Origin of the sequence: Pikeienuella piscinae, from assembly GCF_011044155.1 — a bacterium.
Classification (GTDB): Bacteria; Pseudomonadota; Alphaproteobacteria; order Rhodobacterales; family Rhodobacteraceae; genus Pikeienuella; species Pikeienuella piscinae.
The window spans coordinates 3,233,584-3,257,024 of sequence record NZ_CP049056.1 but is presented as its reverse complement, the minus strand read 5'-3'; the positions used below and the strand labels follow the sequence as shown (position 1 = coordinate 3,257,024).

The window sequence follows — 23,441 nt, the reverse complement described above, 5'->3', positions numbered from 1 at the left end:
TCATTGCGTCGCCGCTCCGGTCCGATAGCCCTCTGCGCGTTCGTCCTTCCAGCGCCGGCTCTTGTAGTCGTAAGTCGGCAGGGCGGAGCGATCCACGACCACCAGATCCATGTTGATGTTCGTCTTCTGCTTCACTTCCCCAGCGAGCTTCGCGAGCAGGGCGGCGCGCTCGGCCGCGTTCAACTCCAGCCCCTCGCCGCGCAGCGCGAGACGAAGTTCGACACAGGTCTTTCCTTCGTTACTCGTGTAGACGCGTCCAGCGTATTCCGAAATCCGTTCGTCGCGAAAGATGACGCTATCCACGGCGCTTGGCCACATGTTGTTACCGCGAATCTTCATCATGTCGTCGATCCGGCCGAGCGTGCCCGCCTCGATTCCGGTCCAGGCGCGCTTCGAGCGCGCGCCCGGCGGCACGTAGCGCGCCTTGTCGCCGGTTCGGAAACGGATCACCGGCGAGCCGACGACGTCGAGATTGGTCAGGACGATCTCGCCTTCCTCGCCAGGGCCGACCGGGTCCATTGTCTCCGGATCGAGTATCTCGAATATATTATGCCATTCAAAGGCGTACATCACGCCCCGCTCATCGCCTTCGATCGCGCCTTCGCAGGATCCGGCGCTGAAACCCGCGGCCTGCGTGCTGCCGTATCCCTCATGGAGCCTCGCGCCCCAGAACGCCTGTATCCGCAGCGCCCATTCGATCGGGTAGCTCTCGGCCGCGGTGTAGAGCGTGCGGAGCATGGGAAACTCCTTCCGCGGATCGACGCCGCGACGGCGGCAGGCTTCTGTCAGCGTGTTCAGATAGCTGGTCGAGGCATAGATGAAATGAAACTCGCCGAAGCGGCGCATCAGATCGATCTTGGCGTCGGTCGTCATGACCCCCCCGACCGGATAGGAGGTTGCGCCGGCGACCCTGAAGCCTTCCGTCGGGCCCCAACCGCCGGTGGTCAGCCCTCCGGCCGGGACGCAGTTCAAGGCCACGTCGCCGCGGCGAAGGCCAGCAAGCGCCCATGGCAGATAATGCAGATGCCCCTGCATCGCGATATCGCGGCTGGTGCGACCGTAAATCTCCTGCCCCTGGCCGGAAGTGCCACCGGTGAGATTCATGAGCGCGACGTCCTCGCGCGGCTGGCCGACCCGCGCGCCGAAAGGGGGGTGCGCCTCCTGATCCGCCAGGCAATCGGCCTTCGACATGGTGGGCGTGCGTGCGCTGAACTCGGCGAGGCTTCCGATGCCGTCGGGACGGATGCCGGCCGCGTCGAGGCGCGCGCGGTGAAAGCCGTTTCCAGCATGGACTCGTTCGAGCAGCCTTTTCAGCTTCGCGAGTTGCAGCGCCTCGATCTCCCGGCGCGTCATCGCTTCGAATTCGGCTAGAATTCTGGACTGGTGGACGGTCATGGCTGCCTCGATCTATTCGCCTCGGAGGTCCGGCTTGCGCTTGTCCCTGAAGGCGATCAAGCCCTCCGAGGCGTCCCGCGACGTGGTGGCGTAATGGTGGACATGGGTGAGTTCGAGCTCAAGTCCGAGATCTCGCCCGGGAAGCGCCCCACTGTTAACGAGGTATTTCGCGCTTCTGAGTCCGAGCGGGCTGTGCGCGTCCAAGTCTTTCAGAAGCTCCGCCAGCGTTTCGTCGAGGGAGTCGAGCGGCGCCGCCAGACTGGCGAGACCGATGCGTTCCGCCTCAACGCCGTCGATCATTCGCCCGGTCAGGATCAGGAGCTTGGCCCGAAGCGCGCCGATCGCCCGCGGCAACCGCTGCGATCCACCCGCGCCCGGAAGTTGTGCGAAGTTGAGATGGCCGTCGGCGATCCGCGCTTCATGGGCGACGAGAACGATATCGCACGCCAGCACCAGTTCCAGCCCGCCGGCCACGCAATGGCCTTGCACCACCGCGATGAAAGTCTTTTCGGATCGTTCAATGGTTTCCAGAAGAGCCTGGAAATCGCGCAGGAATCGCATGAACTTCCGACGATCTCGATAGAGGTCCAGGTATCCCTCAAGGTCGCCGCCGGCGGAAAAGGCCCGACCCGCGCCGCGGATCACGACTACGCTGATATCCTCTTGCTCCTCGATCTCGGCGACGGCCGACCGCAGCGCCGCGATCGTTCGCCGGTCGAGAGGATTCAGTTGCTCGGCGCGGTTCAGCGTCAACGTAACGTGATTCCCGTCGCGCACGCTGAGCACCAGAGGTCTTTCTGTATCGCCCATATCCGTCGCCTATCCTCCTCTGGAGCATCATTTTAGCCCGACTGTATACTTGTCCGACAAATGGTCAAGGCGACACTAGAGGGCATGAAATGCAACTCTTGCGCTCGCCCTCTTGTCCGGCAACCGGAAAAGAGGATAGAAAGACACGAGACTGGCAGGAGCGGGCATCATGTTCAGACTGAGAGACAAATATGCGATCGCCGGCGTTGGCGAGACCGCGTACAGCAAGGATTCAGGGACTACGGTTCTCAATCTCGCGGTCGAAGCCTGCCTCAAGGCCGCAAATGACGCCGGCGTGGACGTGAAAGACGTCGACGGGATCGTCAGTTACAATTTCGGCGACAGCGCCCCGGCGATGGCTGTCGCTACCGCGCTGGGGATTCCCGACGTCGGCTACGCGGTGGACTTCGCCGGCGGGGGAAACGCCGCAAATCTCATTACGCTTTCCGCCGCCGCGGCGATGGAGGCCGGTCTCGCAAGGAACGTGCTCTGCTTTCGCGCAATGAACGGGCGCTCCGGCTTTCGCCTCGGTGGCGGCCGGCAGATGCAGGCTCGCGGAATTACCCAGCACACCGCGCCCTATGGCTGGATCACCTATCCGCAGGCGATGGCCATGTGGGCGCGCCGACACATGATCGAATACGGCACCAGCGCCGAGCATCTCGGCCAGATCGCCATCACCTTCCGCGACAACGCCGCGCTCAATGAGCGAGCGATGCAGCGCACGCCGATCACCATGGATGACTACATGGCGTCTCGCTTCATCGTCGAGCCGTTCCGGATGCTCGACATCTGTCTCGAGAGTGACGGCGCCTGCGCAGTTCTCATGACGGATGCGGAGCGTGCGCGCGACATGGCGAAGCCGCCGGTCTACCTGATGGGCGGCGCCTATGGCGGCGGGCCGAACCAAGGCGAGGATCTGTTCGACGCGATCCGCTGGCCAGATCATTCCAAGAATTACGCCGCATTTATCGCTGACGACCTCTGGGCGAGCGCGGGCGTCGGCCCGAAGGATATCGATGTCGCCGAGATCTACGACTGCTTCACCTATTCGGTGATCATGCAGTTGGAGGGCCTCGGCTTCATTAAGCCGGGCGACGGCGGACCCTATTGCGCCAGCGGCGCCATTGCGCGCGATGGCGCGCTTCCGGTGAACACCCATGGCGGCCTTCTCTCTGAAGCCTACATTCATGGCTTCAACCATGTTCTCGAAGCGGTGCGGCAACTCCGCGGCGAGGCCGGCCCGGGACAGGTCGCGGGCGCGGAAGTCGCGCTCACCACCGCCGGCGCGATGACTTGCGGCAGCGCCATGGTGCTGCGCAATTGATCAGCCGGTGATCCACGGGCGCACGCGACGCCGATTTCTGAAAGATCCGCAATGAACGAATTCAGCAAACCCATCCCCGTCGCCGACGCTGATTCCGCAACCTACTGGGAGGGGTGCCGCGAAGGCCGCCTGCTGATCCAGCGCTGCTCAGAGTGCGAAACGCTCCGCTTCCCTCCAAACCGCATCTGTGCCGCATGTCATTCCGACAAGGTGAAATGGGTCGAGGCGAGCGGCAAAGGACGCGTCTATAGCTGGATCGTCGTGAATCACCCGGTGCCGCGTGAGGTCTACGGCGACGACGTGCCTTACGCGGTTGCGCTAATCGAACTCGAAGAGGGGGTTCGCATGGTCAGCAACGTCATCGGATGCGATCCGCACGCGATCGCCGCCGATATGTCTGTAGAGGTGGTGTTTGAGTCCGGCGGCGAGGGCGTCGTGTTGCCGAAATTCCAGCCGATGGCGGGCTGATCGTGGCGCCGGCTTTCGATCTTTCCGGACGCGCCGCGTTCATTACCGGCGGCGGCGGCGGACTCGGCCGCGTCGTCGCGCTCACGCTCGCGCGCGCCGGGGCCGCCGTCGCGGTCGTCGCGCGATCCGGGGACCGGTGCGAGGCGGTGGCGGATGCCGTGCGTGCGGAGGGAGGCAGGGCGCTCGCGCTCACGGCTGATGTCCTAGACCGCGAGGCGATCCGGGCTGCGATGGACCGGGTCGAGGCCGAACTCGCGCCGCTCGAAATCCTCGTCAACAACGCCGGAGTCACATCGCCAAAACCCCTGCTCGATCTCGACGAGGCGGAATGGGACCGCATCGTCGACGTCAGCATGAAAGGCGCGTTCCTCTGCACTCAGGAAGCCGCGCCGCGCATGATTGCCCGCCACCGGGGACGGATCCTGAATATGGGTTCGATCCTCTCGGCGCGGGCCGTCGCTGCGCGTTCGGCCTATTCCGCGGCGAAGGCGGGGCTCGCGAATTTCACCCGGGCCTGCGCCGTGGAGCTCGGCCCGCATGGCGTCACGGTGAACGCGCTCGGCCCGACCGTCATCGTCACCGACCTCAATCGGGATCTCGTGCGCACGCAGCCGGAGCTATACAGCGCCATCGTGGGGCGCACGCCGCTCGGCCGCCTTGGCGAGACCGATGATCTCGCGGGGCCCGTGCTCTTTCTCGCATCGGACGCCAGCGCCTTCGTTACCGGACAGATCCTGTTCGTAGACGGCGGCTATACCGCGACCTGACGATGACCGGGAAGAACGTCTCCCCCGCCCTGAACGCCGATGCGCTCGTCGCATATCTCCGCTCCAGGCTCCCCGGCGACTGGAATGCGCTCAGGATCGAGCGGTTCTCCGGCGGGCAGTCGAACCCGACATTCCGTCTTGAAGCCGGACAGGAGACCTATGTCCTCCGAAAGCGCCCCGAAGGGCCGCTCCTCCCGTCCGCGCATGCGATAGACCGGGAATACCGGGTTATGGGCGCGCTCAGGGCCAGCGCTGTTCCGGTCCCGGCGATGAAGCTCTTTTGCGCGGACGAGACAGTCATCGGCGCGAGCTTCTTCGTGATGGAGCACGTCGCAGGGCGGGTGGTGAAGGAGCCGGCCCTGCCTGATGTCGCGCCGGCCGACCGCGCCGCGACCTATGACGCCATGAACGCCGCGCTGGCTGCTGTTCACAATGTTGATCTCGAAGCCGCCGGGTTAGCGGATTATGGCCGCCCGGCAGGATTTTACTCCCGCCAGATCAAACGATGGAGTCAGCAATACCGGGCCTCGGAGACGGAGACGATCCCGGCGATGGACGCGCTGATCGCCTGGCTGCCGGAGCGGCTGCCGGCGACTGAGCGCGCCGCGCTCGTCCATGGCGATTTCCGGCTCGAGAATCTGATCCTGCACCCCGAGCGGCCTGAAGTTTCCGCGGTTCTGGATTGGGAGCTTTCAACGCTTGGCGATCCACTTGGCGATCTCGCCTACAATTGCCTCCCGTGGCGGCTGCCGCCACGCGCCTTCGGCGGCCTCATGGAACGGGACCTCGCGGGTTCGGGTATCCCGACGGAGGCCGAATATGTCGCCAACTATTGCCGCCGCACCGGGCGCAACGGAATCGAAGGATGGAATTTCTATGTCGCCTTCGCGCTCTTTCGGATGGCGGCGATCCTTCAGGGCGTTCTGAAACGTTCGCTAGAGGGTAACGCGGCCTCACCCGAAGCGGCGGCGCGCGGCGCGCTCGCCGGGCTATGCGCAGAAGCGGGCCTGGCGGCCGCGGAGGGCGACTGACGCGGGCTCAGGGAATGACCCGCCTGCGGCGCAGCTCCGCCAGCGACCCGAGGATCGACTCCTCCGTGTCCAGCGCTTCATGAAAGCCGTAGCGCCGGGCTTTCAACATCGAGGACATGTCGTCCCAGTCGGCCCGGAAGAGGAAATCGCCAAACCGCCAGTTCGCCAGCGCTGTCACCGGCAGCGGGGTCAGCCCCCGAGCCTCCACCAACGCGCCCCACTCCGCTTCGGCGTCAGCCATTTCGGCGCTCAGCCTGGTCGGGCGAACCTCTCCCCTCATTACGCCGAAGAAATCCGCGAGACGGGGCCAGATCCCGCTCCAGCGAAAGTAGTCGCCATCGATGATGTTGAAAGATTGATCGGCGCATTCCGGTTCCGTCGCCGCCCAGACCATCGCGCGGGCGAGAAGACTGGCGTCGGTCGCCTGGGAGACCGAATGAAAGCAGGCTTCGGTGCCGGGAAAATCGAATGGGAGGCCCCGCGCCGCGCAGAGCGAACCGTAAGCGCCGAGTAGCGTCACCAGATTGAAAGGATACCCCGTCGTCGGCGCGCAGACGATATGCGGCCGCACTGTCGACCAGGTCCAGGATGCGCCGCGCCGCAGCGCCGCCACCGCGTCGAGCTGATCGAAATAGAAATTCGGTCCCTCATGGCGCGGGTCGCTCTCGCGCGCCGGGGTCTTGTAGGGGCCGAGATGGCTGCCGTACCATTTTGTTCCGTGGACCAGGGAAACATGGGTGAGCCCGGCCGCGCCTGCGGCGAGGGGCTCGAGCAGGTTTGTCAGCATTGCACGGTTGACATGCGCTTCCCGGACGGGGTCTCGGTCGCTGTAGCGGGCGCAGAAGAAGAAATGGGTGACGTCCGTCAGCTCTCGCGCGGCCTCGCGGCATGCCGCCGCTGCGGTGAGATCGAGCGGCAGGCGGCGCCAGCCCGTGGCTTCACGCCCCCTGCGCGAAACCCCGGTGACGCGCCATCCTGGCCGCGCCGACAACTCCGCCGCAAGCGCGCCGCCGACGATGCCGGAGGCCCCGACGACCAGTGCGTGTCGCGCGGTCGTCATCGCCGTGTCGGCCTGAGGACGATCTCGTCAACCGCCACATGGGGCGGCTGGTCGAGCGCCCAGAGCGCGCTCTCGGCGACATCTTCGGCGGTCAGGCATTCCGGAAACCGTTCATAGAAGGCCGCGGAGCGCGCCGCGTCGCCGCGCCAGCGGCTCGCCGCGAATTCGGTCCGGATTACGCCAGGAACGATCTCGACAAAACGCAGCCCGGTCGCGCCATAATCGGCGCGAAGCCCGGCGAGCAGGCCGCGAAGCCCATATTTGGTCATGCCGTAATCGGTGAGGCCGACCGCTGGCTCGCGGCTGGCGATAGAGCCGATGGCGACGGTGTCGCCGCGGCCCAGCTCCAACCAGCCCGGCAGCAGGCCGTGGACCAGTTCCGCGAAGCTTGTGAGGTTCACCGCAATCTTGGCGGCGCGATCCGTCTGATGCCCCTCATGGAAGGGCGCCGCGCCGCCGGAATCATGTCCCGCGGCGTGGATCAGCGCCGTAATCGGCCAGTCTGGAGGTGCGGCCGCAAGGATCGCCGCCGCGGCTCCGGGCTGAGAGAGGTCCGCGACAGCCGTATGGAGCGCGCCGTTCGCGGCCTTGAGTTCTTCAAGCCTCTCGGCTCTGCGTCCGACCGCAATGACGCGGGCGCCCCGTGACAGCAAGGCGCGCGCGGCGGCCTGTCCCACTCCGCTTGTCGCGCCGGTGACGAGAACCGTCCGCATGTCAGCCTCTCGCATCGTTGCTTCTTTCGTCGCGTCGCCTGCCGTCCGCGTCCGGGCTGACCCAGGTTTGGGGCGTGATTCCGCGGGCGCGAAGCTCCGCCTTCCGCACCTTCTCGGTCGGAGTCCTGGGGAGCCCGGTCATGATTTCGATGAAGCGCGGACGGGCGAAATCCGGCATCGATCCCACGCAATGCGCCGCCAGCTCCTCCGGCGCGCACTCCACGCCGGCGTGAAGCACGACGCAGGCCTTGACCTCCTGTTCATGGCTCTCGAAGGGTGAGGCGATGCCGACGACCGCGACTTCCGCCACCGCGGGATGGCTGGCCAGAGCCTCCTCGACCTCGAAGGACGAGATATTTTCGCCCCGCCGTCGGATCGCATCGCGGGAGCGGTCGACGAAGTAGTGGTAGCCGTCTTCATCGCGCCGCATCAGGTCGCCGGTGTGGAACCAGAGATTGCGCCAGGCCTCGGCGGTCGCGTCGGGCCTGTTGTGATAACCGAGCATGCTGGTCCAGGGGCGGCGCGGGCGCACCACCAGTTCGCCCGCCTCGCCCGGCGGCGCTTCGTGGTCGGTCTCGGGGTCGACGATCCGGCATTCGAACCGGTCCTCAACCACCTTCCCGCAACTTCCCGGCCGGCGCGGCGCGTCGAGCGGGTGATAAAGGGGGCAATTGACCTCGGTCGACCCGTAAAGCTCGATCAGCTTCACGCCGAAACGCGCCTCGAAGCGCGGCGCGAGGTCCGGCGAGACCGGAGCCGCCGTCGCCACGCGGAGCGCATTGTCCGCGTCTCCAGCCGTCTCCGGTTGCTTGAGGAGGAACTCGACCATCACGCCGAGAAGATTGGTCGCCGTCGCGCGGTGCTTGCGGACCTGCCGCAACCAATCGCTGGCGCTGAACTTCGGCGCCAGCACCACTTCGGCTCCAAGGATGAGCGCGCCATAGACGCCAAGAAGCAGCGCGTTCGCGTGATAGAGCGGCAGGCAGGTGAAGAGGACGTCGTCTTCGCCAAGGCCGAGTGCGCGGATATAGACGTCCGGGTTGGCGCGAAGCTGTCCATGCGGCATCACCACACCTTTCGAGCGGCCGGTTGTGCCCGAGGTGTAGAGAATTGCGCCGGGGTCGCGCTCCTCGACCGGAACGTCGGCCGTCTTCGGCCCTCCCGCCGCCGCCTCGGCGAAGGCGACGCGCGTGATGTTCGCAGGGATGGGCGCGTCCGCCGCCGCTTCGATCTCGACGATGGCGCGAAGACCGGGGCAATCAGGCAGCACGGCGGCGATTGCGCCGACATGCGCGCCGTGCGCCACCATGACAGACGCGCCGGAATCGTTGAAAATATGCGCGAGGTAATCGCCGACGAGGGCGGTGTTCACGCTGACGATGATCGCGCCGAGCCGGCTGGCGGCGAACCAGGCCTCGACGAATTCGGGCGAGGTCGGCAGCATCAGGAGCACGCGGTCTCCGCGCCCGACCCCAAGCCGCGCGAGCCCGCCCGCGAGGCGGCGCGACGCCGCATCGATCTCGCCGAAGCTCCGGGCGGCGCCGGTTGTGAGAGTCAGGAACCGTCGATCCGGAATGCGCCGCGCCTGCGCCGCCAAACAGGCGGGCAGCGTCGGCGGAATGGACGCGCTTGGCGTCATCGCGCTGTCAGCCCCCCGTCGACAGGCATCATGATTCCGGTGATCGCCCGCGCCTCGTCGCTGGAAAGGAATACCGCCGCCGCAGCGATTTCTTCGACCTCGATCATCCGCCCGATCGGGATTCCCTCTCGGAACCGCTTGAGCCATCCCTCCTCGTCGCCAGACTTGCGGGCGATATCGCGCACGAGCGGCGTGTCGATGGTTCCAGGACAGACCGCGTTGACCCGGATCGGGATCGGCGCGTATTCGAGCGCTATGCTGCCGACGAGGCCGCCAACGCCGTGTTTCGACGCCGCGTAGGCGGTGAAACCCGGCCGCACCATCAGCGACTGGATCGAGCCGGTGAAGAGGATCGAGGCGTCCATCCCGGCCTCCGCCGCCGTCCTGAGCGCCGGGATCGCCGCCTGCGCCATCAAGAATGGACCGGTCAGGTTGGCGTCCACGACCTTGCGGAATTCCTCCGGCGCGATGTCTTCGGCGCCGCCATGCTGAGGAATGCCAGCGTTGTTATGAAGGATATGGAGGGCGCCGAACGCCTCCACCGCGGCGGTCACGACGGCGCGGCAGTCGCTTTCCTTGGTGTGATCCGCGACGATCCAGCGCGCGGCGTCGCCAATCTCCGCCGCGACCTCCTCCACCCGGTCGGAAATGTCGGCAAGGAGCACACGCGCGCCTTCTTTCGCGAAGCGCCGTGCGGCCGCGGCTCCGATGCCGGAGGCGGCGCCGGTGACGATGGCGATCTTACCTGCAAGACGGCTCATGGTTTTCAGTCCTTTCTATCGAAACGCGCGGCACGCCCACCGGCGAGACGACCGGATGTGAAAGCCCAACCAAGATGGTGGCCATGGCCCTCGAGGAGCAGCCCGCCCTGCCCGGTCGAGCCGGCGGCGAAAAGCCCACTGATCGGCGCGCCGTCCTTCCGCAGGACTTCGTGCGCGTCGGAAACCCGCACCCCGCCGTCGGTGTAGACGACGTAGGCGTCGAGCGGCCCGAGCGCGTGAAACGGCGGTTCGCCTGACAGGACGGCGGCGAGCGTCGCCGGGTCGGCGCCGATCCGGCTTGCAAGAGCTGCTGGCGTCGGACCGGTATGCACCAGATCGGGGCGGGTGCGTCGGTAATCGGGCAGATAGGCGTAGGCGACGCCAGGCGCCGTCGAGACGAAATGCGGCCAGGCCCGGTAGCGCCGCGCCAGCGCGTCGTCGAACACGATCCACCCGGATTTGCCGGGCGTCGCCGCCACGGCCTCGCCCAGCGTCTTCCCCTCCCGCGCGAGGGGCGCGCCGTCCGCCCCCACGAGCACCGCGCCATTGGCGAAAAGGCTCATCTCCGGCCCCATCACCGTCGTCATGAACCCCATCACAAAAGGCCGGATCAGCGCCGGCGGCGTCCAGTCCATCGCCCAACGCATGAATCTCGTCACGATGGGGTATGGCGGGATCCGGTGAAGGAGCGATCGTCTCTTCGGGCGCCGGAAGCGCAGCACCGGGCCGAGCGCGAGATCGCCGTTCAGTATCTCACCGCCGATCGCTTCGACCAGTCGCTGGCAATCGCCCGTCGCGGTCGGGTTGACGGCCTGAACCTCCGCGAGCGCCGGCGAGACCAGCGCACCCTTCATCTCCGCGTTGCCGCTATAATCCCCCCCCGCGAGAACGATCCCGCGCCGCGCGGCGAAGCGAATGACGCGTCCGCCGATATCGGCTTCGACCGCTGTCGCCGCGCCATCCTCAACGACGATCCGCGTCGCTTGCGCGCCCAAGCGAATGTCCACGTCCAGTCGGCGCGCGCGCCACGCCAGCCGGTGGATATATGCGCGCGAATTCGGCAGCACGATGTGCATCCGGGGTTTCCGGTGCGGCGGCTCCTCCATCGGGCCGCAGAACTCCACCCCCATGGCGCGCAACCAGCGGATGGTCTCCGGGACATTATCCACGAGAATCCGACGGAGCGCGAGATTGTCGCGATTGGCGAGCGGGCCGGCGAGCTTGCCCAGATCCTCGAAATGCGCGTCGGGATCATCCTCGATCCCCTTCGCACGCTGATGCGCCGTGCAGGTCGCGGTGATCGAGCCAACCGACCAGCGGGTGCTTCCGCCGAGTTCATCATTCTTCTCGATCAGGGTGACGCCGGCCCCGGCCTCGGCCGCGCTGACGGCCGCGGCCAGCCCCGACCCGCCGCCGCCGACGACGATCACGTCGGCATGTATCGTCTCCGCCGGGTCGCTCATACCGCCAGGTGGGCGCGCAATTCATCGGTCGCCGATTTCGCCTCGGCGACCGTCCCGCGATAGACGATCGCTCCCCTGTTCATGACGTAGACTTCATCGGCGACGTTGTGCGCGAAATTCACATCCTGCGCCGCAAGAAGCATCGTCAAGCCTTCCTCCTTCAGGCGGAGAATGGCCTGCTCCAACGCCCGTACGACGAGCGGTGACAGTCCTTCGGTCGGCTCGTCAAGGAGGAGGAGGCGGGGCGAACCCATCAGCGTCCGCGCAATCGTAAGCATCTGCTGCTGGCCGCCGCTGAGGTAGCCGCCCTGCCGCGCCCGGAAGTCATAGAGCGGCGGGAAAACATCATAGGCCTTCCGAATGCTCCAGGCGACGCCACCCTCGCCGGGCCGCTCGGCGATCATCAGGTTCTCTTCGACGGTGAGGTCGGGGAAAATTCTCCGATCCTCCGGCACGAAACCAATACCGCGCTGCGCGATGCGGAACGCCGGCAGGCCGGCGATCGGCGCGCTCTCGAAAGTGACCGCGCCCGAACTCGGCGGCGTGAGTCCCATGATCGAGCGGAGGCAGGTCGTCTTGCCGACGCCGTTCCGGCCGATCAGGCAGGCTGAGCGGCCCTTCTCCAGGCTGAACGAGACGCCAAACAATATCTGGGCCGCATCGTAATGTGTGACGAGATCACTGCACTCAAGCATTGGCCGCTTCTCCGAGATACACCTCCTGCACACGCGGGCTGGCTCGCACCTCGGTCGGCGCGCCATCCGCGATCTTTTCACCCTGGTGCAAGACGACGATGCGCTGCGCGATGGCGAAGACCATATCGATATCGTGCTCGGTGAAGAGAAGGCTCACGCCCTCCCGCGCGTTGAGGTCCATGATGACTTCGACCACCACCGCCCGTTCCGCGCCGCTCATGCCCGCGGTCGGCTCGTCAAGAAGGACGACGGACGGATCGCCGGCGAGCGCGATGGCGAATTCGAGACGTTTGCGGTCGCCTGCGGCGAGTTCGCCCGCATAGCGTTCCGCACGATCGCTCATGCGCACGCGTTCCAGAAGCGTCGCGATTTCCGTCTTCAGCATCTTTCCGGCGGGGCGCAGGAAATCGCGGCAGAGTCCCCGTCGAGCCATGAGAGCGATCCGCACGTTCTCCACCACGGTCAGACGGGGAAAGATCGCGGTGATCTGAAAGGAGCGCGCGATCCCACGATGAACAAGCGCGTGCGGGTGCGCCCCGGCGATGCTGCGTCCATGATATCGGATGTCGCCCGAAGTCGGGTGAAGGGCGCCCGAGGCGAGATTGAGGAGCGTGCTCTTTCCCGCCCCGTTCGGGCCGATCAGCCCGAGTATCTCGCCCTTCTCCAGCGCGACGCTGACCTTCGATACCGCGCGGAAAGCGCCGAAGCTCTTCGAGACACGGTCGAGTTCAAGAACCGGGCCACTCATGACGGCGCGCCTTTCGGGGATTTGGGGGCATTCGCGGACACGGCGAGTTCGGCGCCATCCTTCGGGGCCCCAGGGCGATAGCGCCGCTCCTTCGAAAAGAGCGTTCCGACGATTCCATCCGGGAGAAAGAGAACGAGCACTAGGACGACGACGCCAAAGACGAAGAGAGGGTAGTCCGTGTAGCTCGCAACGAAGAAATTCAGGATCGTAAAGAGCGCGGCGCCGATCGCCGGGCCGAAGAAGGTCTGGATGCCGCCCGCCAGCGTCATCAGCACCGGCTCCGCCGATTGCGGCCAGAACAGCAGGGACGGAAAGGCCATCTGGTGGAACGCCGCCTGGAGCGCGCCGGCGATTCCGGTAAGCGCGCCGGAGATCGTGAAGGCGGCGAGTTGGTAGAACCGGATATCGACGCCGATGAAGCGCGCGCGTTCCGGATTCTCGCGGATCGCGGCCAGCGCCGCGCCGAAGGGCGAGCCGACGAGTAAACGAATGAAGCAGATACAGGCGGTCACCACCCCCAGCGCGAGATAGTAGAAGTTGGTCGTGTCGAACAGATAGTCGGGCGGCATCACCGGCGCGCCATTGTCGCCGCCAGTGAACGAATACCAGCCCGCGACCATCGCGAAGATCAGCTGCGAGAAGGCGAGCGTCAGCATCGCGAAATACATGCCGGACACGCGAACGGTGAAAAAGCCGATCGCCAGCGCGAACGCCCCGGTGACGAGCGGCGCGACGACGATCCCGACTTCAATCGGCCAGCCAAGATGCATCTGCAAGAGCGCGACCGTGTATGCGCCTAACCCGTAGAACGCGGCATGACCGAAAGAGAGGAGGCCGGTCTGTCCGAGCACGATGTTGTAACTCATTGCAAAGAGCGCCGCGATCAGCACATCGACGGTGAGGAAGAGATTGCTCTCCTCCACAATAAGCGGAAAGATCGCGAGAACGGCGAGAAGCAGGGTGTAGAGTCCCGCCTTCGATCTGGCGTTGAGATGCAGCATCAGACGCGCCTCCCCAGAAGACCTTGCGGTCGGACCAGAAGCACGACGCAGAGCGCGATGAAGACGAATGCGATTGCGAGTCTTGGCGCCACCATGATGCCAAGTGATTGCACCACGCCGATGATCAGCGCGGCCGCGAGCGCGCCCGGAATGGATCCGCTGCCGCCGATGATCACCACCGCGAAACTCTCGATGATGATCGAGTCGCCGATGCCGAGAGACACCGAACCGACAGGCGCCGCAAGCGCGCCGCCGAGCCCGGCGAGCGCAGCGCCGAGGCCGAATACGAGCGTGTAGAGCCGCGGGACATTGACGCCGAGCGCGCCGACCATTTCCGGGTCAACGACGGCCGCGCTGACGGTCCGGCCGAACCGGGTGCGCTCCATCAGCAGGCTGAGAAGGCCGGCGATAATTAGCCCGACAGCGATGACGAGAAGATAATAGGTCGGAAACGGGCGGCCAAAGATTTCCACGCTACCGCTCAGAAGCGGCGGATAGCCGACCGAACGATAGGCGCCGCCCCAGATCATCTTGATCCCGTCGGCGATGATCAGCGTCATCGCGAAGGTCATGATCAGCTGGTAAAGATGTAGCCGCCCGGCGATCCGGCGCAGCAGCATGAATTCGAAGACGAGCCCAAACACCCCGAGGATCAGCGGCGCCATGAGCAGGGAGGCTGCGAAGCCGAGATTGGAGCCGCCTACGGCGTGGGTGACGGCGTAGGCGACGAATGCCGCCAACATGTAGAATGAACCGTGCGCGAAATTCGGAATGCGCAGCACTCCGAAGATCAGCGTCAGGCCGGAGGCGACCACGAAAAGGATCATGCCGCGGCTGACCCCGCTCAGGATCTGGATGAAGATGTCGGTCCACATGTGGTCTGCCCGGTGTTGTGGCTATGCGCGAGTGGCGGCGTGGAGCGGTGCGCGCCCCACGCCCCCCTCGGTCGATCAGCCGCCGCTACGCTGCTGGAGGATCTCCTCCGGCGTCGGCATTACGGTTTCCGCGTCGATCCGCTTGATATCGACGAGCGCCTTGAAGGGCAGACCCTCCACGGTTCCGGTCGTACCGAGGAACGACGGGACGTTGCCCTGGTGATCGACATCCCGGAAAGTCACGACACCTTGCAGCCCGTCATATTCGTGCGACTGGATCGCCGCCGCGACATCGTCCGAATCCCAGGATTTCGCGTTCGCGATTCCTTGAGCGAGGATTTTCATGCCGTCATAGCCCATGACCGCCCAATCCGACGGATAATGACCGTACTTGTCCTCGAACCGCTTGATGAACGCGTCCATCTTCTCACTCTTGGTGCCGAAGGGTGGCGCGTACATCTGGCCAAGAATGCCGTCCGGCATGTCATCGCCGAGCGCCACGAGGTCGTCGAGGAAGAGCAAAGTCGCGAACTTCGTCTTCTCGAAGAAGCCGTAGGGCTTGGCCTGCTTGATGAAGGTGATGAGATCGGCGCCCCAGAGATAGGAAAAGACAATCTCCGGCTCCGCCGACATCAGCTGCGTGATGTAGGGGGTGAAGTCAGGCTCGCCCAGCTTCGGCCATTGCTCGTCGATGATCTCCGCCTTCGGGTTCACCTTGGCGAGCCAGTCGCCGAAATACTTGATCGCCTGATGCGAGGCTTCGTAATCGCCGCCGATGAAGGCGATCTTGTCGTTGTCGGGGCCGATCCCCTCGGCCATCGCCCTCGCCAGCATGGTGCCGGAAGGAACGATCGTGAAGAAATAGGGGTGGAAGAGCTCGCCCACCAGGCGGGGCGTGTTCGGGATCGTCATCACGACGACCTTCTTGTATTGCTTGGCGACACCGGTAACCGCGACGCCGACAGAGCTTGCATCCGGACCGATCAGGTAATCGATCTTCTCGCGAACGATGAGATCCCTGGTGAGGCTCGACCCTAGCTCGGGTTTCAGCTTTGAATCGCGGACCAGAAGCTCGAACTTCCTGCCCTTCACGCCGCCGGCTTCGTTGATCTCGTCGATCGCCATCTGCACGGAATCCACCTGCGCCTGCGCATAGCTGGCGGCGATGCCGGTGAGGTCGGTGGTCAAGCCGATCTTGATCGGCTTTTCTTCGGCGCCTGCGGCGCCGATTGCAATTGCGCCTGCGAAAACCCCGGCCGCAATGAGCGCCGCTCCGCGCCGCGTAAACCTTTTGCTAGTCATTTCATATCCCTCCCAGATGCTTGCGCATTCTCGACACTTCGGACGCGCGGCCGGATTGGCCGCAAACATCTTTCCCTTGCCGGGCTGTCCGACAATAGGGCAAGTCTTAGCGGAATCAAACACGGATGCAAGAGAGCGTGTGGAATTCGGCGCAGCGATCGAGCGAGGTCGGACTTCGAACCAGATGCGCAAATCCACAAAATATTTATTATATAAATAATAATTTGCTATTTCAGAATATGGGAATAATTATTGTTATTATTGAATTGAAAGGGGGAAGTTTTGCTTATTTCTTATGTATTCCGTAGAGCTTCATTTTGAATCTCAGGAAAGAACGAAAGCGTAGTCCCATCAGCGGTCTTTCTTCGCGATGTAACTCGGCGCACGCTGAATGCGCGAGTTGCGCGGCGAGCCGTCGCGACTCTCAAGGCCCCCGTGTCGATCCTGCGCTTCACTCCTTCGTTCCGGTCTCCATCGCCAGCCTCGGCGCGTCGAACCATGGTTTGATACGGCGCGCGCTGGCTAGGGCCTGGGGCGTGTGCTTGAAGACCGGCCCACGATTCTCTCGAGCTCGACGGCGACAGCCGCCAAGCTGCGTCGATGCGCACGCGGCCAACAGTCGATCCGCGCCGGATTGGCGAGATAGGCGGCGAGCGCGGCGAGTTCGTGATCACGATGATGGCGCCGCCGTCGCTTCGAAACGGCCATCGGCTCCTGGCGTTCTCTCCGCCAGCGAATAATCTGCTGAATCCGGCAGCGCCATTTCGTCCGCCATCGGGATAATCGCTCTCTCAGCAAGCAGATCAACAGGCCCTGGCTTCGGACCATCCGTCGAGAATCCCGAGCGAAACCGGCTCGATCATTCGTCGTTGACATTCAGATTGTTTGGCAATCCAATTATTGCTCACAAGAGAGAAGCCATAATTTCCAGAACAGGAGCGAGACGTGAAGCGCGTATTGATACGAAGTGCCGATTGGGTTGTGGCATGGGACGAAGCTGCGCGCGGCCACACCTATCTCAGGAATGCGGATGTGCTCCTGGAGGGCGACCGCATAGCCGAGATCGGCAGCGCGCTCGACGGCGAGGCGGTGAGCGGCGCGGAGATTGTCGATGGCCGCAATTTCATGGTCATGCCCGGCCTGGTCGATATCCACAGTCATCTCTGCCATGAGCCGATCAACAAGGGCTATACCGACGAGACCGGTTCATCAAAGCTCTACAGTTCGAATCTCTATGAATACATGCCGACGATGAGGGGCGATGACGAAGTTGCGCCCTGGCAGACCCGGCTGGCCTGCGCTGAGCTTCTGATGTCGGGCGTCACCACGATCGTCGACATGGCGGTCCCTTACCCGGGCTGGACCGAAGCGTTGGCGGAAAGCGGGCTGCGCGCCTATGTTGCGCCGATGTTCCGTTCCGCGCGGTGGTTCACCCGCAACGGGCACGTGGTCGAATATGACTGGAGCGACGATCAGGGCTTCGCCGCCATGGAAGACGCTCTTTCGCTGGTGGACGCCGCAGAAAAACACCCGTCGGGCCGATTGTCCGGGATGGTCGTGCCGGCGCAGGTCGATACCTGCACCCCCGAACTCCTCCGCGCGAGTTACGCTGAAGCGGCCAAACGCGGGATGCGCTGGCAAACCCATGCGGCCCAGTCGCTCCCCGAATTTCACGAGATCACCCGCCGCCACGGGTTCACCCCAATCCAGTGGCTGGGCGAGTTGGGCGTGCTGGGCGAGAGCTCGCTCGTCGGTCACACGATCTTCGTCGACGACCACCCCGATACCCTATGGCATACCACCACCGATGTGCGCCTCATGGCGGAAACCGGCGCAACCGTCGCTCATTGCCCTACCGTTTTCATGCGGCGCGGCATGGCGCTCTGCGATGTCGGCCGGTATCTTCGGGCCGGCGTCAAGGTTGCCATCGGCACCGACACCTTCCCGCACAACATGATAGAAGAGATGCGCCATGTCGGCTACGTCGCCCGGCTGATGGCGAAGAGCCCGCACACTCTCAGCACGCGCGACGTGTTCAATGCGGCGACGCTGGGCGGCGCCGCATCGCTCGGCCGCGACGATATCGGGCGCCTGGCGCCTGGCGGCAAAGCTGATCTGGTGATGGTGGACATGACGCACCCGCTGATGCACCCCACCCGCGATCCGATCCGTAGTCTGGTCTATGCGGCGGCTGACCGCGCCGTGCATACTGTCTATGTGAACGGTGAAAAGGTGGTCGAAGACGGACGCGCCCTGCGTCTCGACATCGATCGAGCGGCGCGCGAGGTGACCGCCGGTCAGGTTCGCGCCGAACGGTTGGTGCCGGAGCGCGACCTCGTCGCGGGGCGATCGGCGAACGAGATGTCACCGCTTACTTTTCCGACATCCTGATCTCCCGTCGCGCGCGCATGGCCCATGACAGCCCCGCCGAGTTCAGTGCGGCGGCCTGGGCTCAAGACCTGGTCATGCGCTTTTCAATCGAGAGATCGGGTGCTTCGGATCCGGCGTCGGGAGGCGCCGGCTCTGGCCGTCTGAAGCGCGGCCGCGGCGGACTCAAACGCCCGCTGGCGATGCGGCTTCACCCGGTCAGAAGAGCGAGGATGAGCGGCAAGAGCGCCGAAGCGTTGCTCGACGCCCCGCCCGATGCCATAGAGTTGAACGCTGGTGGAACTCTGGACGCCGGGTGGTTCCGCGAGGCGCGGCCCTTCAGGATCGGAACGCAGAACTACGGCCCCGCATGATGCAGCGCTTTGCCGAAAGCCCCGCAAAATCGAGATCATGCTCGGCAGGCGCAAGGACTGGAGGCGCATTGACACTCGCCATGATCGAAGCGCCCACGCCTCCTTTTTCGCAATCGACGCGCCCCTCATCTTCTCGGCCCCGCAACGGTTCGGGAACCTGAGGCGCTGGCGGAACCCACGGCATTCACCGCTCAAACAAGAGCCATCACCCAGGCCGCGCGCCCGCCCGAGAAACTCAATCGGCCTCTCTCCTCCGTCTGCGCGCCGCCACCCGTGCTTTTTACATAGATCTCTCTATGGTTGTCTGACCACACCAAGGAATTAGAAGATGTACACTTCCATAATTTCAATGATCGAGAGCGCTTCGGTGATCACCCTCGCCGTAGTGTTCTCCTTGATTGTCGGAGACCGGCTGAGGGGACGCTTCTGGGCCAATAACATCGTCTTCGGCGTTGTCTTCGGACTGGTCGGGCTTCTCAGCATGTCGTCGCCGGTGGAGGTCGCTCCCGGCGTCATCGTCGATGCGCGGAATGTCGTCACGGCCATGTCCGCAGTTATTGGCGGACCGCTGAGCGCTGTCATAACCGCTCTTTGTCTGATCGCGGTGAGATGGACGATCGGAGGCGCCGGCGTCATTCCGGGGAGCGTCACCATCTCTCTGGTCGCGGCGACATCGGTCATCCTGGTGCTGTGGTGGAAGCATCGCGGACAGGACCGATACCGGTTCAGCGCCGCTCTGATGCTCTCGGCCGTCGTGACCGCGTGCCCCGTCGCGACGGTGCTTTACTTCAGCCAGATATTCGATCTCTCAACCAGCATTGAAGCGTTGATGTTCTCGATTCCGACGAATTTTTTCGGAGTGCTTCTGTTCAGCTTTCTGGTCATCGCGGAGGAGCAACGGCGCTGGGCGCTTTCCGCCTATGCGGACACCCAGAGTCAGGTCAGAAACCTGGCCGATAATGCGCCGGGCGTGCTCTTCCAGCTTGAGCTCGTGCGCGAAAACGAGATTCGGTTCATATACATGTCCGGCGGCGCGCAGCGCTATTTCCGATCCTCGCCGGACGAGATCGTCGCGAACCCAAACATTGTCATCGACATGTTGTCCCAGGCCTCTCGGGTGCAGATGGAACAATCGCTGCACCGATCGTTCGATACGCAGGAGGCCTGGTTCTCCGAGGTGAAATACCGGCCCAGCGAAGGAGAAGAACGATGGCTCAGGGTCGCGGCCGCAAAGCCGCGATGGGACATGAAGGGTCGTCTCATCTGGGACGGCTCGCTGTTCGACATAACGGATGACAAGCGCACGCAGGAGATGAAGAACGAGTTCATCTCCACTGTCAGCCACGAACTGCGAACGCCGCTGACCTCGATCCGCGGTTCACTCGGGCTGATAAGCGGCGGCGCGGCTGGAGAACTTCCCGCGAAAGCCTCGGCTCTGGTGAAGATCGCAAACTCCAACGCGGAGCGGCTGGTGCGCCTGATCAACGACATCCTCGACATCGAGAAGATCGAGTCGGGGCATATGCCGTTTCATTTGAAACCCCAGGCGCTCTTTCCCCTGATCAAGCAGTCGACCGACGCCAGCCGGGACTATCTACCTGAAAGGAAAGTCGAGCTCTCTCTGATTGACGACGCGCCCGACATTCGCGCAAACGTGGACGCTGACCGGCTCCATCAGGTCCTGAGCAACCTGCTTTCCAACGCGATCAAACACTCGCCTGTCAATGGAAAGGTCAGCGTCGCGCTCAGCCGGAACGGTCAGCGCGCGCGCATCGCGGTATCCGATCAGGGACCGGGCATCCCCAAAACATACCGTGAACTGGTTTTCGAGAAGTTCGAGCAGGTCGACGGCTCGGCGACGAAATCGGTCGGCGGCACCGGTCTGGGCCTGAGCATCGTCAAGGCGATCGTCGAGAAGCTCGACGGAGAAGTCTCCTTCGAGACAACCGTGGGCGTTGGAACGACTTTCTATGTCGACCTGCCCGAGATCGTCGACTCCCGGACACCTATCGCGGGCGCGACAGAGACGAAGATTCGCGGAGAAGGAGTCGCCGCGGAAACGCAGGCCCGCGGCAAGAAGATCCTGATTTGCGAGGATGAACCGGATGTGGCGGCGGTGATCGTCGCAATGCTTCGGGAATGCGACGTCGAAAGCGACGTGGCGCCCGATATCCAGACCGCCCTCGCGCGGCTTTCTGAGGGCGACTACGTCGCCATGACGCTCGACATCCGGCTGGCGGGGGAATCCGGCATCGACCTCTATCAACAAATCCGGATGACGCCCGCGCTGAAGGACCTGCCGATCATCGTCATCTCGGCTGTTGTGGACGAGGCGCGGAAGACCCTGAACGGCGCGGCGTTGGGCGTCGTGGACTGGCTGAGCAAACCGATCGATATTGACCGGCTGAGGATGGCCGTGACGCGCGCGCGCCAGGGCGACTTTCTTCGTCGTCCTTCGGTTCTCCATGTCGAGGACGACGACGACGTGGTCGAGATCATCGCCGCCTCGCTCGGCGATGCCGTATCCTTCGATTTCGCCAAGTCGGTCTCCGGCGCCAGAAAGAAGCTCATCGACAACCACTATGATCTGATCATCCTGGACCTCGAATTGACGGACGGTTCGGGAGTGGAGTTGCTCAACGAAATTCCGAGCGACGCGTCGGTCGTGATCTTCTCGGCGACCGAGGTCGACCGGGACCTTGCCGACAAGGTCGAAGCGGCGATGATCAAGACCAAGACCTCCGAGATTGAGATCGGGACGCTGGTGAAGGCCTTGGCGGAAAAGCGGATGAATGACAGAACCTGCGCGAACGAGGCATAGTCGAGGCGAGATATGAGCACCGTGAAAGTCATGTATGTAGACGATGAAGAAGATATCCGGCAGGTCGCCGAGATGTCTCTTCAACTGGACCCGGAACTCGACGTCAGGACCTGCGCTTCCGGCGCCGAGGCGTTGAAGGAGGCCCGCGCCTGGCGCCCGGACCTGATTCTCCTTGATGTCATGATGCCCGGCATGGATGGCCCGGAGACGCTGACGCGACTGCGTCGCGAAGTGACTGAGGTTAGCGCGCCGGTGGTGTTCGTGACCGCCCGGACACAGGCCTACGAGGTCGATCGCTATGTGTCGCTCGGCGCCGCGGGCGTGATCGCGAAACCTTTTGACCCGATGACGCTTGCGGAGCAGGCCAAGGCCCACATTTCGTCATAGGCGGCGGTTGCTCAAGCCGCGATGGAGCAATCCCCGCGAATCGGCAGAGTCAGTCCTCCGATCGCCAGTTCAGAAATCGCGCCATGGCGGCGGAAAGCTCATCGGGAACAACCTGCGCGCCGTCTCGTTGCAAATCGAGCAGGCGATCCTCTATTTCTCGGGCGATCGACCCGAGATCGGCCAGGCCGTACATCGTCGCGGTGCCGGCGATCTTGTGGGTTTCCCTCAGGATTTCGTCCAGCCCCGCCTCGCCGCCCGTCGCCTCGTAATCCGTCCATAGCGCGCATAGCCGCTCGAGGCGCCGCGGCATGCCCGCCATATAGGCCCACCGCAGTTCGAGGAGCTTTTCCTTCAGCCGCGAGACGCCTTCGGCCCGGTCGCCGCTCATCTCATCCCCAGGATGCGTCTGATCTCCCCCGGCGTCGCCGCCTTCGCGCTTTCGACGTCCGCCAAGACCTCGGCGAACCCCGCCGACGAGACGCAGGTATCCGGCGACTGCACCAGAATGCGCGCGCCCCTCGCTGCGGAAAGTTTCATCGCCTGCATCGTGGGCCGCCCTCCGGACAACAGGACGATCAGCGCCGTCATCCCTGCGTTGGCCAGCATCACCTGGGTCGTGGAAAAAGCCGAGTTGTTCGAAAGCGGAGCCGCCGCCGGGTCCGGATGGAACGACATTTCGTCGCCCTCTCGCTTAAGACGAAGCCGAGCGGTCCCGGGGACGACGTATATGTTGTCGTGGTGAAGCGCCGTTCCGTCCTCGACATGCGTCACGGGAAGGCCGGTCACCCTGCCAAGGCGCCTCATGAATCCATCCATGCAGGCCATCGGAATATCCGCAGCCACAATGATGGGCGCGGTTCCGGCGACCGGTTCGCCGAGCGCGGCCGCGACGGCGTGCGGCCCACCATCGCCAAGCGACAGCAGCACGACGTCATGCGCCTGCGCGCCGTCTTGTGGATCGCCGGCCGGATAGGGGCCCGGATTCGCCGGCTTCTGTCCCCAGAACAGCACCTTCTCGATGATGGTCTGCGCGACACCGCCGATATCAATGTCCATCATCGACGCGGATTTCCATATCACGTCCACGGCGCCGCACTCGAGCAGATGGTCGGTCAGCGCGCTCCGGCTGCGGTTGATGCCGCTGAGCATGATGACCGGGATTTCGCTTTCGCGCACGATCCGCTCCGTCGCGGAGGCGCCGTCGACGCCCGGCATGTCGACATCCATGGTGACGACATCCGGCTGCAGCGTGCGGACAGCCTCGATCGCCTCCGCGCCATCCCTGGCTTCCCCAATCACGACAATGCGCGGGTCCTCCTCGCAGAGCGTCCGAATCGCCATACGCATGAAGATGGAGTCGTCGCAGATCAGCAGATGCACAGGATGGGGGCGGTCCTGCGCGTTTCGAACGGTTGACGATGCCTGCTTCATCGATTT

22 protein-coding genes are annotated in these 23,441 nt (G+C 64.2%); 8 read left to right on the top strand and 14 right to left on the bottom strand.

Annotated elements, in window-relative coordinates; genetic code table 11:
* Positions 1–1,395 carry a phenylacetate--CoA ligase family protein gene (locus G5B40_RS15520; RefSeq protein ID WP_165100360.1) on the bottom strand — a complete coding sequence of 465 codons (1,395 nt, stop codon included), beginning with the start codon at positions 1,393–1,395 and terminating at the stop codon, positions 1–3.
* A gap of 12 nt (positions 1,396–1,407) precedes the next feature.
* On the bottom strand, positions 1,408–2,205 hold the full coding sequence (locus G5B40_RS15515) for an enoyl-CoA hydratase/isomerase family protein (protein WP_165100358.1): 798 nt from the start codon (positions 2,203–2,205) through the stop codon (positions 1,408–1,410).
* 169 nt (positions 2,206–2,374) lie between these two features.
* On the opposite strand from G5B40_RS15515, the gene G5B40_RS15510 reads away from it, so the two are divergent.
* From G5B40_RS15510 to G5B40_RS15495, 4 genes are read left to right on the top strand one after another with little or no spacing between them, the layout of a single operon-like run.
* A complete protein-coding gene (locus tag G5B40_RS15510; RefSeq protein WP_165100356.1) occupies positions 2,375–3,532 on the top strand; it encodes a thiolase C-terminal domain-containing protein in 1,158 nt (385 codons plus the stop codon).
* Between the two features lie 51 nt (positions 3,533–3,583).
* Entirely contained in the window at positions 3,584–4,000 is a 417-nt protein-coding gene (locus tag G5B40_RS15505) for a Zn-ribbon domain-containing OB-fold protein (protein WP_165100354.1), read from the top strand.
* A gap of 2 nt (positions 4,001–4,002) precedes the next feature.
* Entirely contained in the window at positions 4,003–4,767 is a 765-nt protein-coding gene (locus G5B40_RS15500) for an SDR family NAD(P)-dependent oxidoreductase (protein ID WP_165100352.1), read from the top strand.
* A gap of 2 nt (positions 4,768–4,769) precedes the next feature.
* Entirely contained in the window at positions 4,770–5,798 is a 1,029-nt protein-coding gene (locus G5B40_RS15495; protein WP_211907346.1) for a phosphotransferase family protein, read from the top strand.
* 7 nt (positions 5,799–5,805) lie between these two features.
* Here the strand turns inward: G5B40_RS15495 and G5B40_RS15490 are convergent, their stop codons facing one another.
* The 10 genes from G5B40_RS15490 to G5B40_RS15445 form a co-directional block, all read right to left on the bottom strand.
* Positions 5,806–6,858: an SDR family oxidoreductase gene (locus G5B40_RS15490; protein ID WP_165100350.1), complete on the bottom strand. Its 1,053-nt coding sequence runs from the start codon at positions 6,856–6,858 to the stop codon at positions 5,806–5,808.
* Positions 6,855–7,586, bottom strand: coding sequence for an SDR family oxidoreductase (locus tag G5B40_RS15485; RefSeq protein WP_165100347.1), 732 nt, complete (start codon positions 7,584–7,586; stop codon positions 6,855–6,857). Before G5B40_RS15485 ends, G5B40_RS15490 begins: the two co-directional genes overlap by 4 nt.
* A complete protein-coding gene (locus tag G5B40_RS15480) occupies positions 7,573–9,210 on the bottom strand; it encodes an AMP-binding protein (protein WP_165100345.1) in 1,638 nt (545 codons plus the stop codon). Before G5B40_RS15480 ends, G5B40_RS15485 begins: the two co-directional genes overlap by 14 nt.
* Positions 9,207–9,971 carry an SDR family NAD(P)-dependent oxidoreductase gene (locus G5B40_RS15475; RefSeq protein WP_165100342.1) on the bottom strand — a complete coding sequence of 255 codons (765 nt, stop codon included), beginning with the start codon at positions 9,969–9,971 and terminating at the stop codon, positions 9,207–9,209. Before G5B40_RS15475 ends, G5B40_RS15480 begins: the two co-directional genes overlap by 4 nt.
* 5 nt (positions 9,972–9,976) lie before the next feature.
* A complete protein-coding gene (locus tag G5B40_RS21440; RefSeq protein WP_165100339.1) occupies positions 9,977–11,434 on the bottom strand; it encodes an FAD-dependent oxidoreductase in 1,458 nt (485 codons plus the stop codon).
* Positions 11,431–12,129 (bottom strand): ABC transporter ATP-binding protein, encoded by a 699-nt coding sequence (locus G5B40_RS15465; RefSeq protein WP_165100336.1) that lies wholly within the window; start codon positions 12,127–12,129, stop codon positions 11,431–11,433. Before G5B40_RS15465 ends, G5B40_RS21440 begins: the two co-directional genes overlap by 4 nt.
* Positions 12,122–12,877 (bottom strand): ABC transporter ATP-binding protein, encoded by a 756-nt coding sequence (locus tag G5B40_RS15460; RefSeq protein WP_165100333.1) that lies wholly within the window; start codon positions 12,875–12,877, stop codon positions 12,122–12,124. The genes G5B40_RS15465 and G5B40_RS15460 overlap by 8 nt, the downstream gene beginning before the upstream one ends.
* Positions 12,874–13,878 carry a branched-chain amino acid ABC transporter permease gene (locus tag G5B40_RS15455; RefSeq protein ID WP_165100330.1) on the bottom strand — a complete coding sequence of 335 codons (1,005 nt, stop codon included), beginning with the start codon at positions 13,876–13,878 and terminating at the stop codon, positions 12,874–12,876. Before G5B40_RS15455 ends, G5B40_RS15460 begins: the two co-directional genes overlap by 4 nt.
* Entirely contained in the window at positions 13,878–14,753 is an 876-nt protein-coding gene (locus tag G5B40_RS15450; protein ID WP_165100328.1) for a branched-chain amino acid ABC transporter permease, read from the bottom strand. Before G5B40_RS15450 ends, G5B40_RS15455 begins: the two co-directional genes overlap by 1 nt.
* Before the next feature lie 75 nt (positions 14,754–14,828).
* A complete protein-coding gene (locus G5B40_RS15445; protein ID WP_165100325.1) occupies positions 14,829–16,055 on the bottom strand; it encodes an ABC transporter substrate-binding protein in 1,227 nt (408 codons plus the stop codon).
* Between the two features lie 945 nt (positions 16,056–17,000).
* On the opposite strand from G5B40_RS15445, the gene G5B40_RS15440 reads away from it, so the two are divergent.
* From G5B40_RS15440 to G5B40_RS15425, 4 genes are all read left to right on the top strand, one after another.
* The gene (locus G5B40_RS15440) at positions 17,001–18,446 is read left to right on the top strand and encodes an amidohydrolase family protein (protein ID WP_165100322.1); all 1,446 of its coding nucleotides are present in this window, start codon (positions 17,001–17,003) and stop codon (positions 18,444–18,446) included.
* 209 nt (positions 18,447–18,655) lie between these two features.
* Positions 18,656–18,796 carry a hypothetical protein gene (locus tag G5B40_RS15435; protein ID WP_165100319.1) on the top strand — a complete coding sequence of 47 codons (141 nt, stop codon included), beginning with the start codon at positions 18,656–18,658 and terminating at the stop codon, positions 18,794–18,796.
* A gap of 328 nt (positions 18,797–19,124) precedes the next feature.
* On the top strand, positions 19,125–21,617 hold the full coding sequence (locus tag G5B40_RS15430; RefSeq protein WP_165100316.1) for an ATP-binding protein: 2,493 nt from the start codon (positions 19,125–19,127) through the stop codon (positions 21,615–21,617).
* A 12-nt stretch (positions 21,618–21,629) separates the two neighbouring features.
* Positions 21,630–22,004 carry a response regulator gene (locus tag G5B40_RS15425; RefSeq protein ID WP_165100313.1) on the top strand — a complete coding sequence of 125 codons (375 nt, stop codon included), beginning with the start codon at positions 21,630–21,632 and terminating at the stop codon, positions 22,002–22,004.
* Positions 22,005–22,053: 49 nt separating this feature from the next.
* Here the strand turns inward: G5B40_RS15425 and G5B40_RS15420 are convergent, their stop codons facing one another.
* Both G5B40_RS15420 and G5B40_RS15415 read right to left on the bottom strand, forming a co-directional pair.
* Positions 22,054–22,392, bottom strand: a complete 339-nt coding sequence (locus G5B40_RS15420; protein ID WP_165100310.1) for an Hpt domain-containing protein — start codon at positions 22,390–22,392, stop codon at positions 22,054–22,056.
* Complete coding sequence (locus tag G5B40_RS15415) at positions 22,389–23,435, bottom strand: response regulator (RefSeq protein ID WP_165100308.1); 1,047 nt, start codon at positions 23,433–23,435, stop codon at positions 22,389–22,391. The genes G5B40_RS15420 and G5B40_RS15415 overlap by 4 nt, the downstream gene beginning before the upstream one ends.
* Positions 23,436–23,441 lie beyond the last annotated feature (6 nt).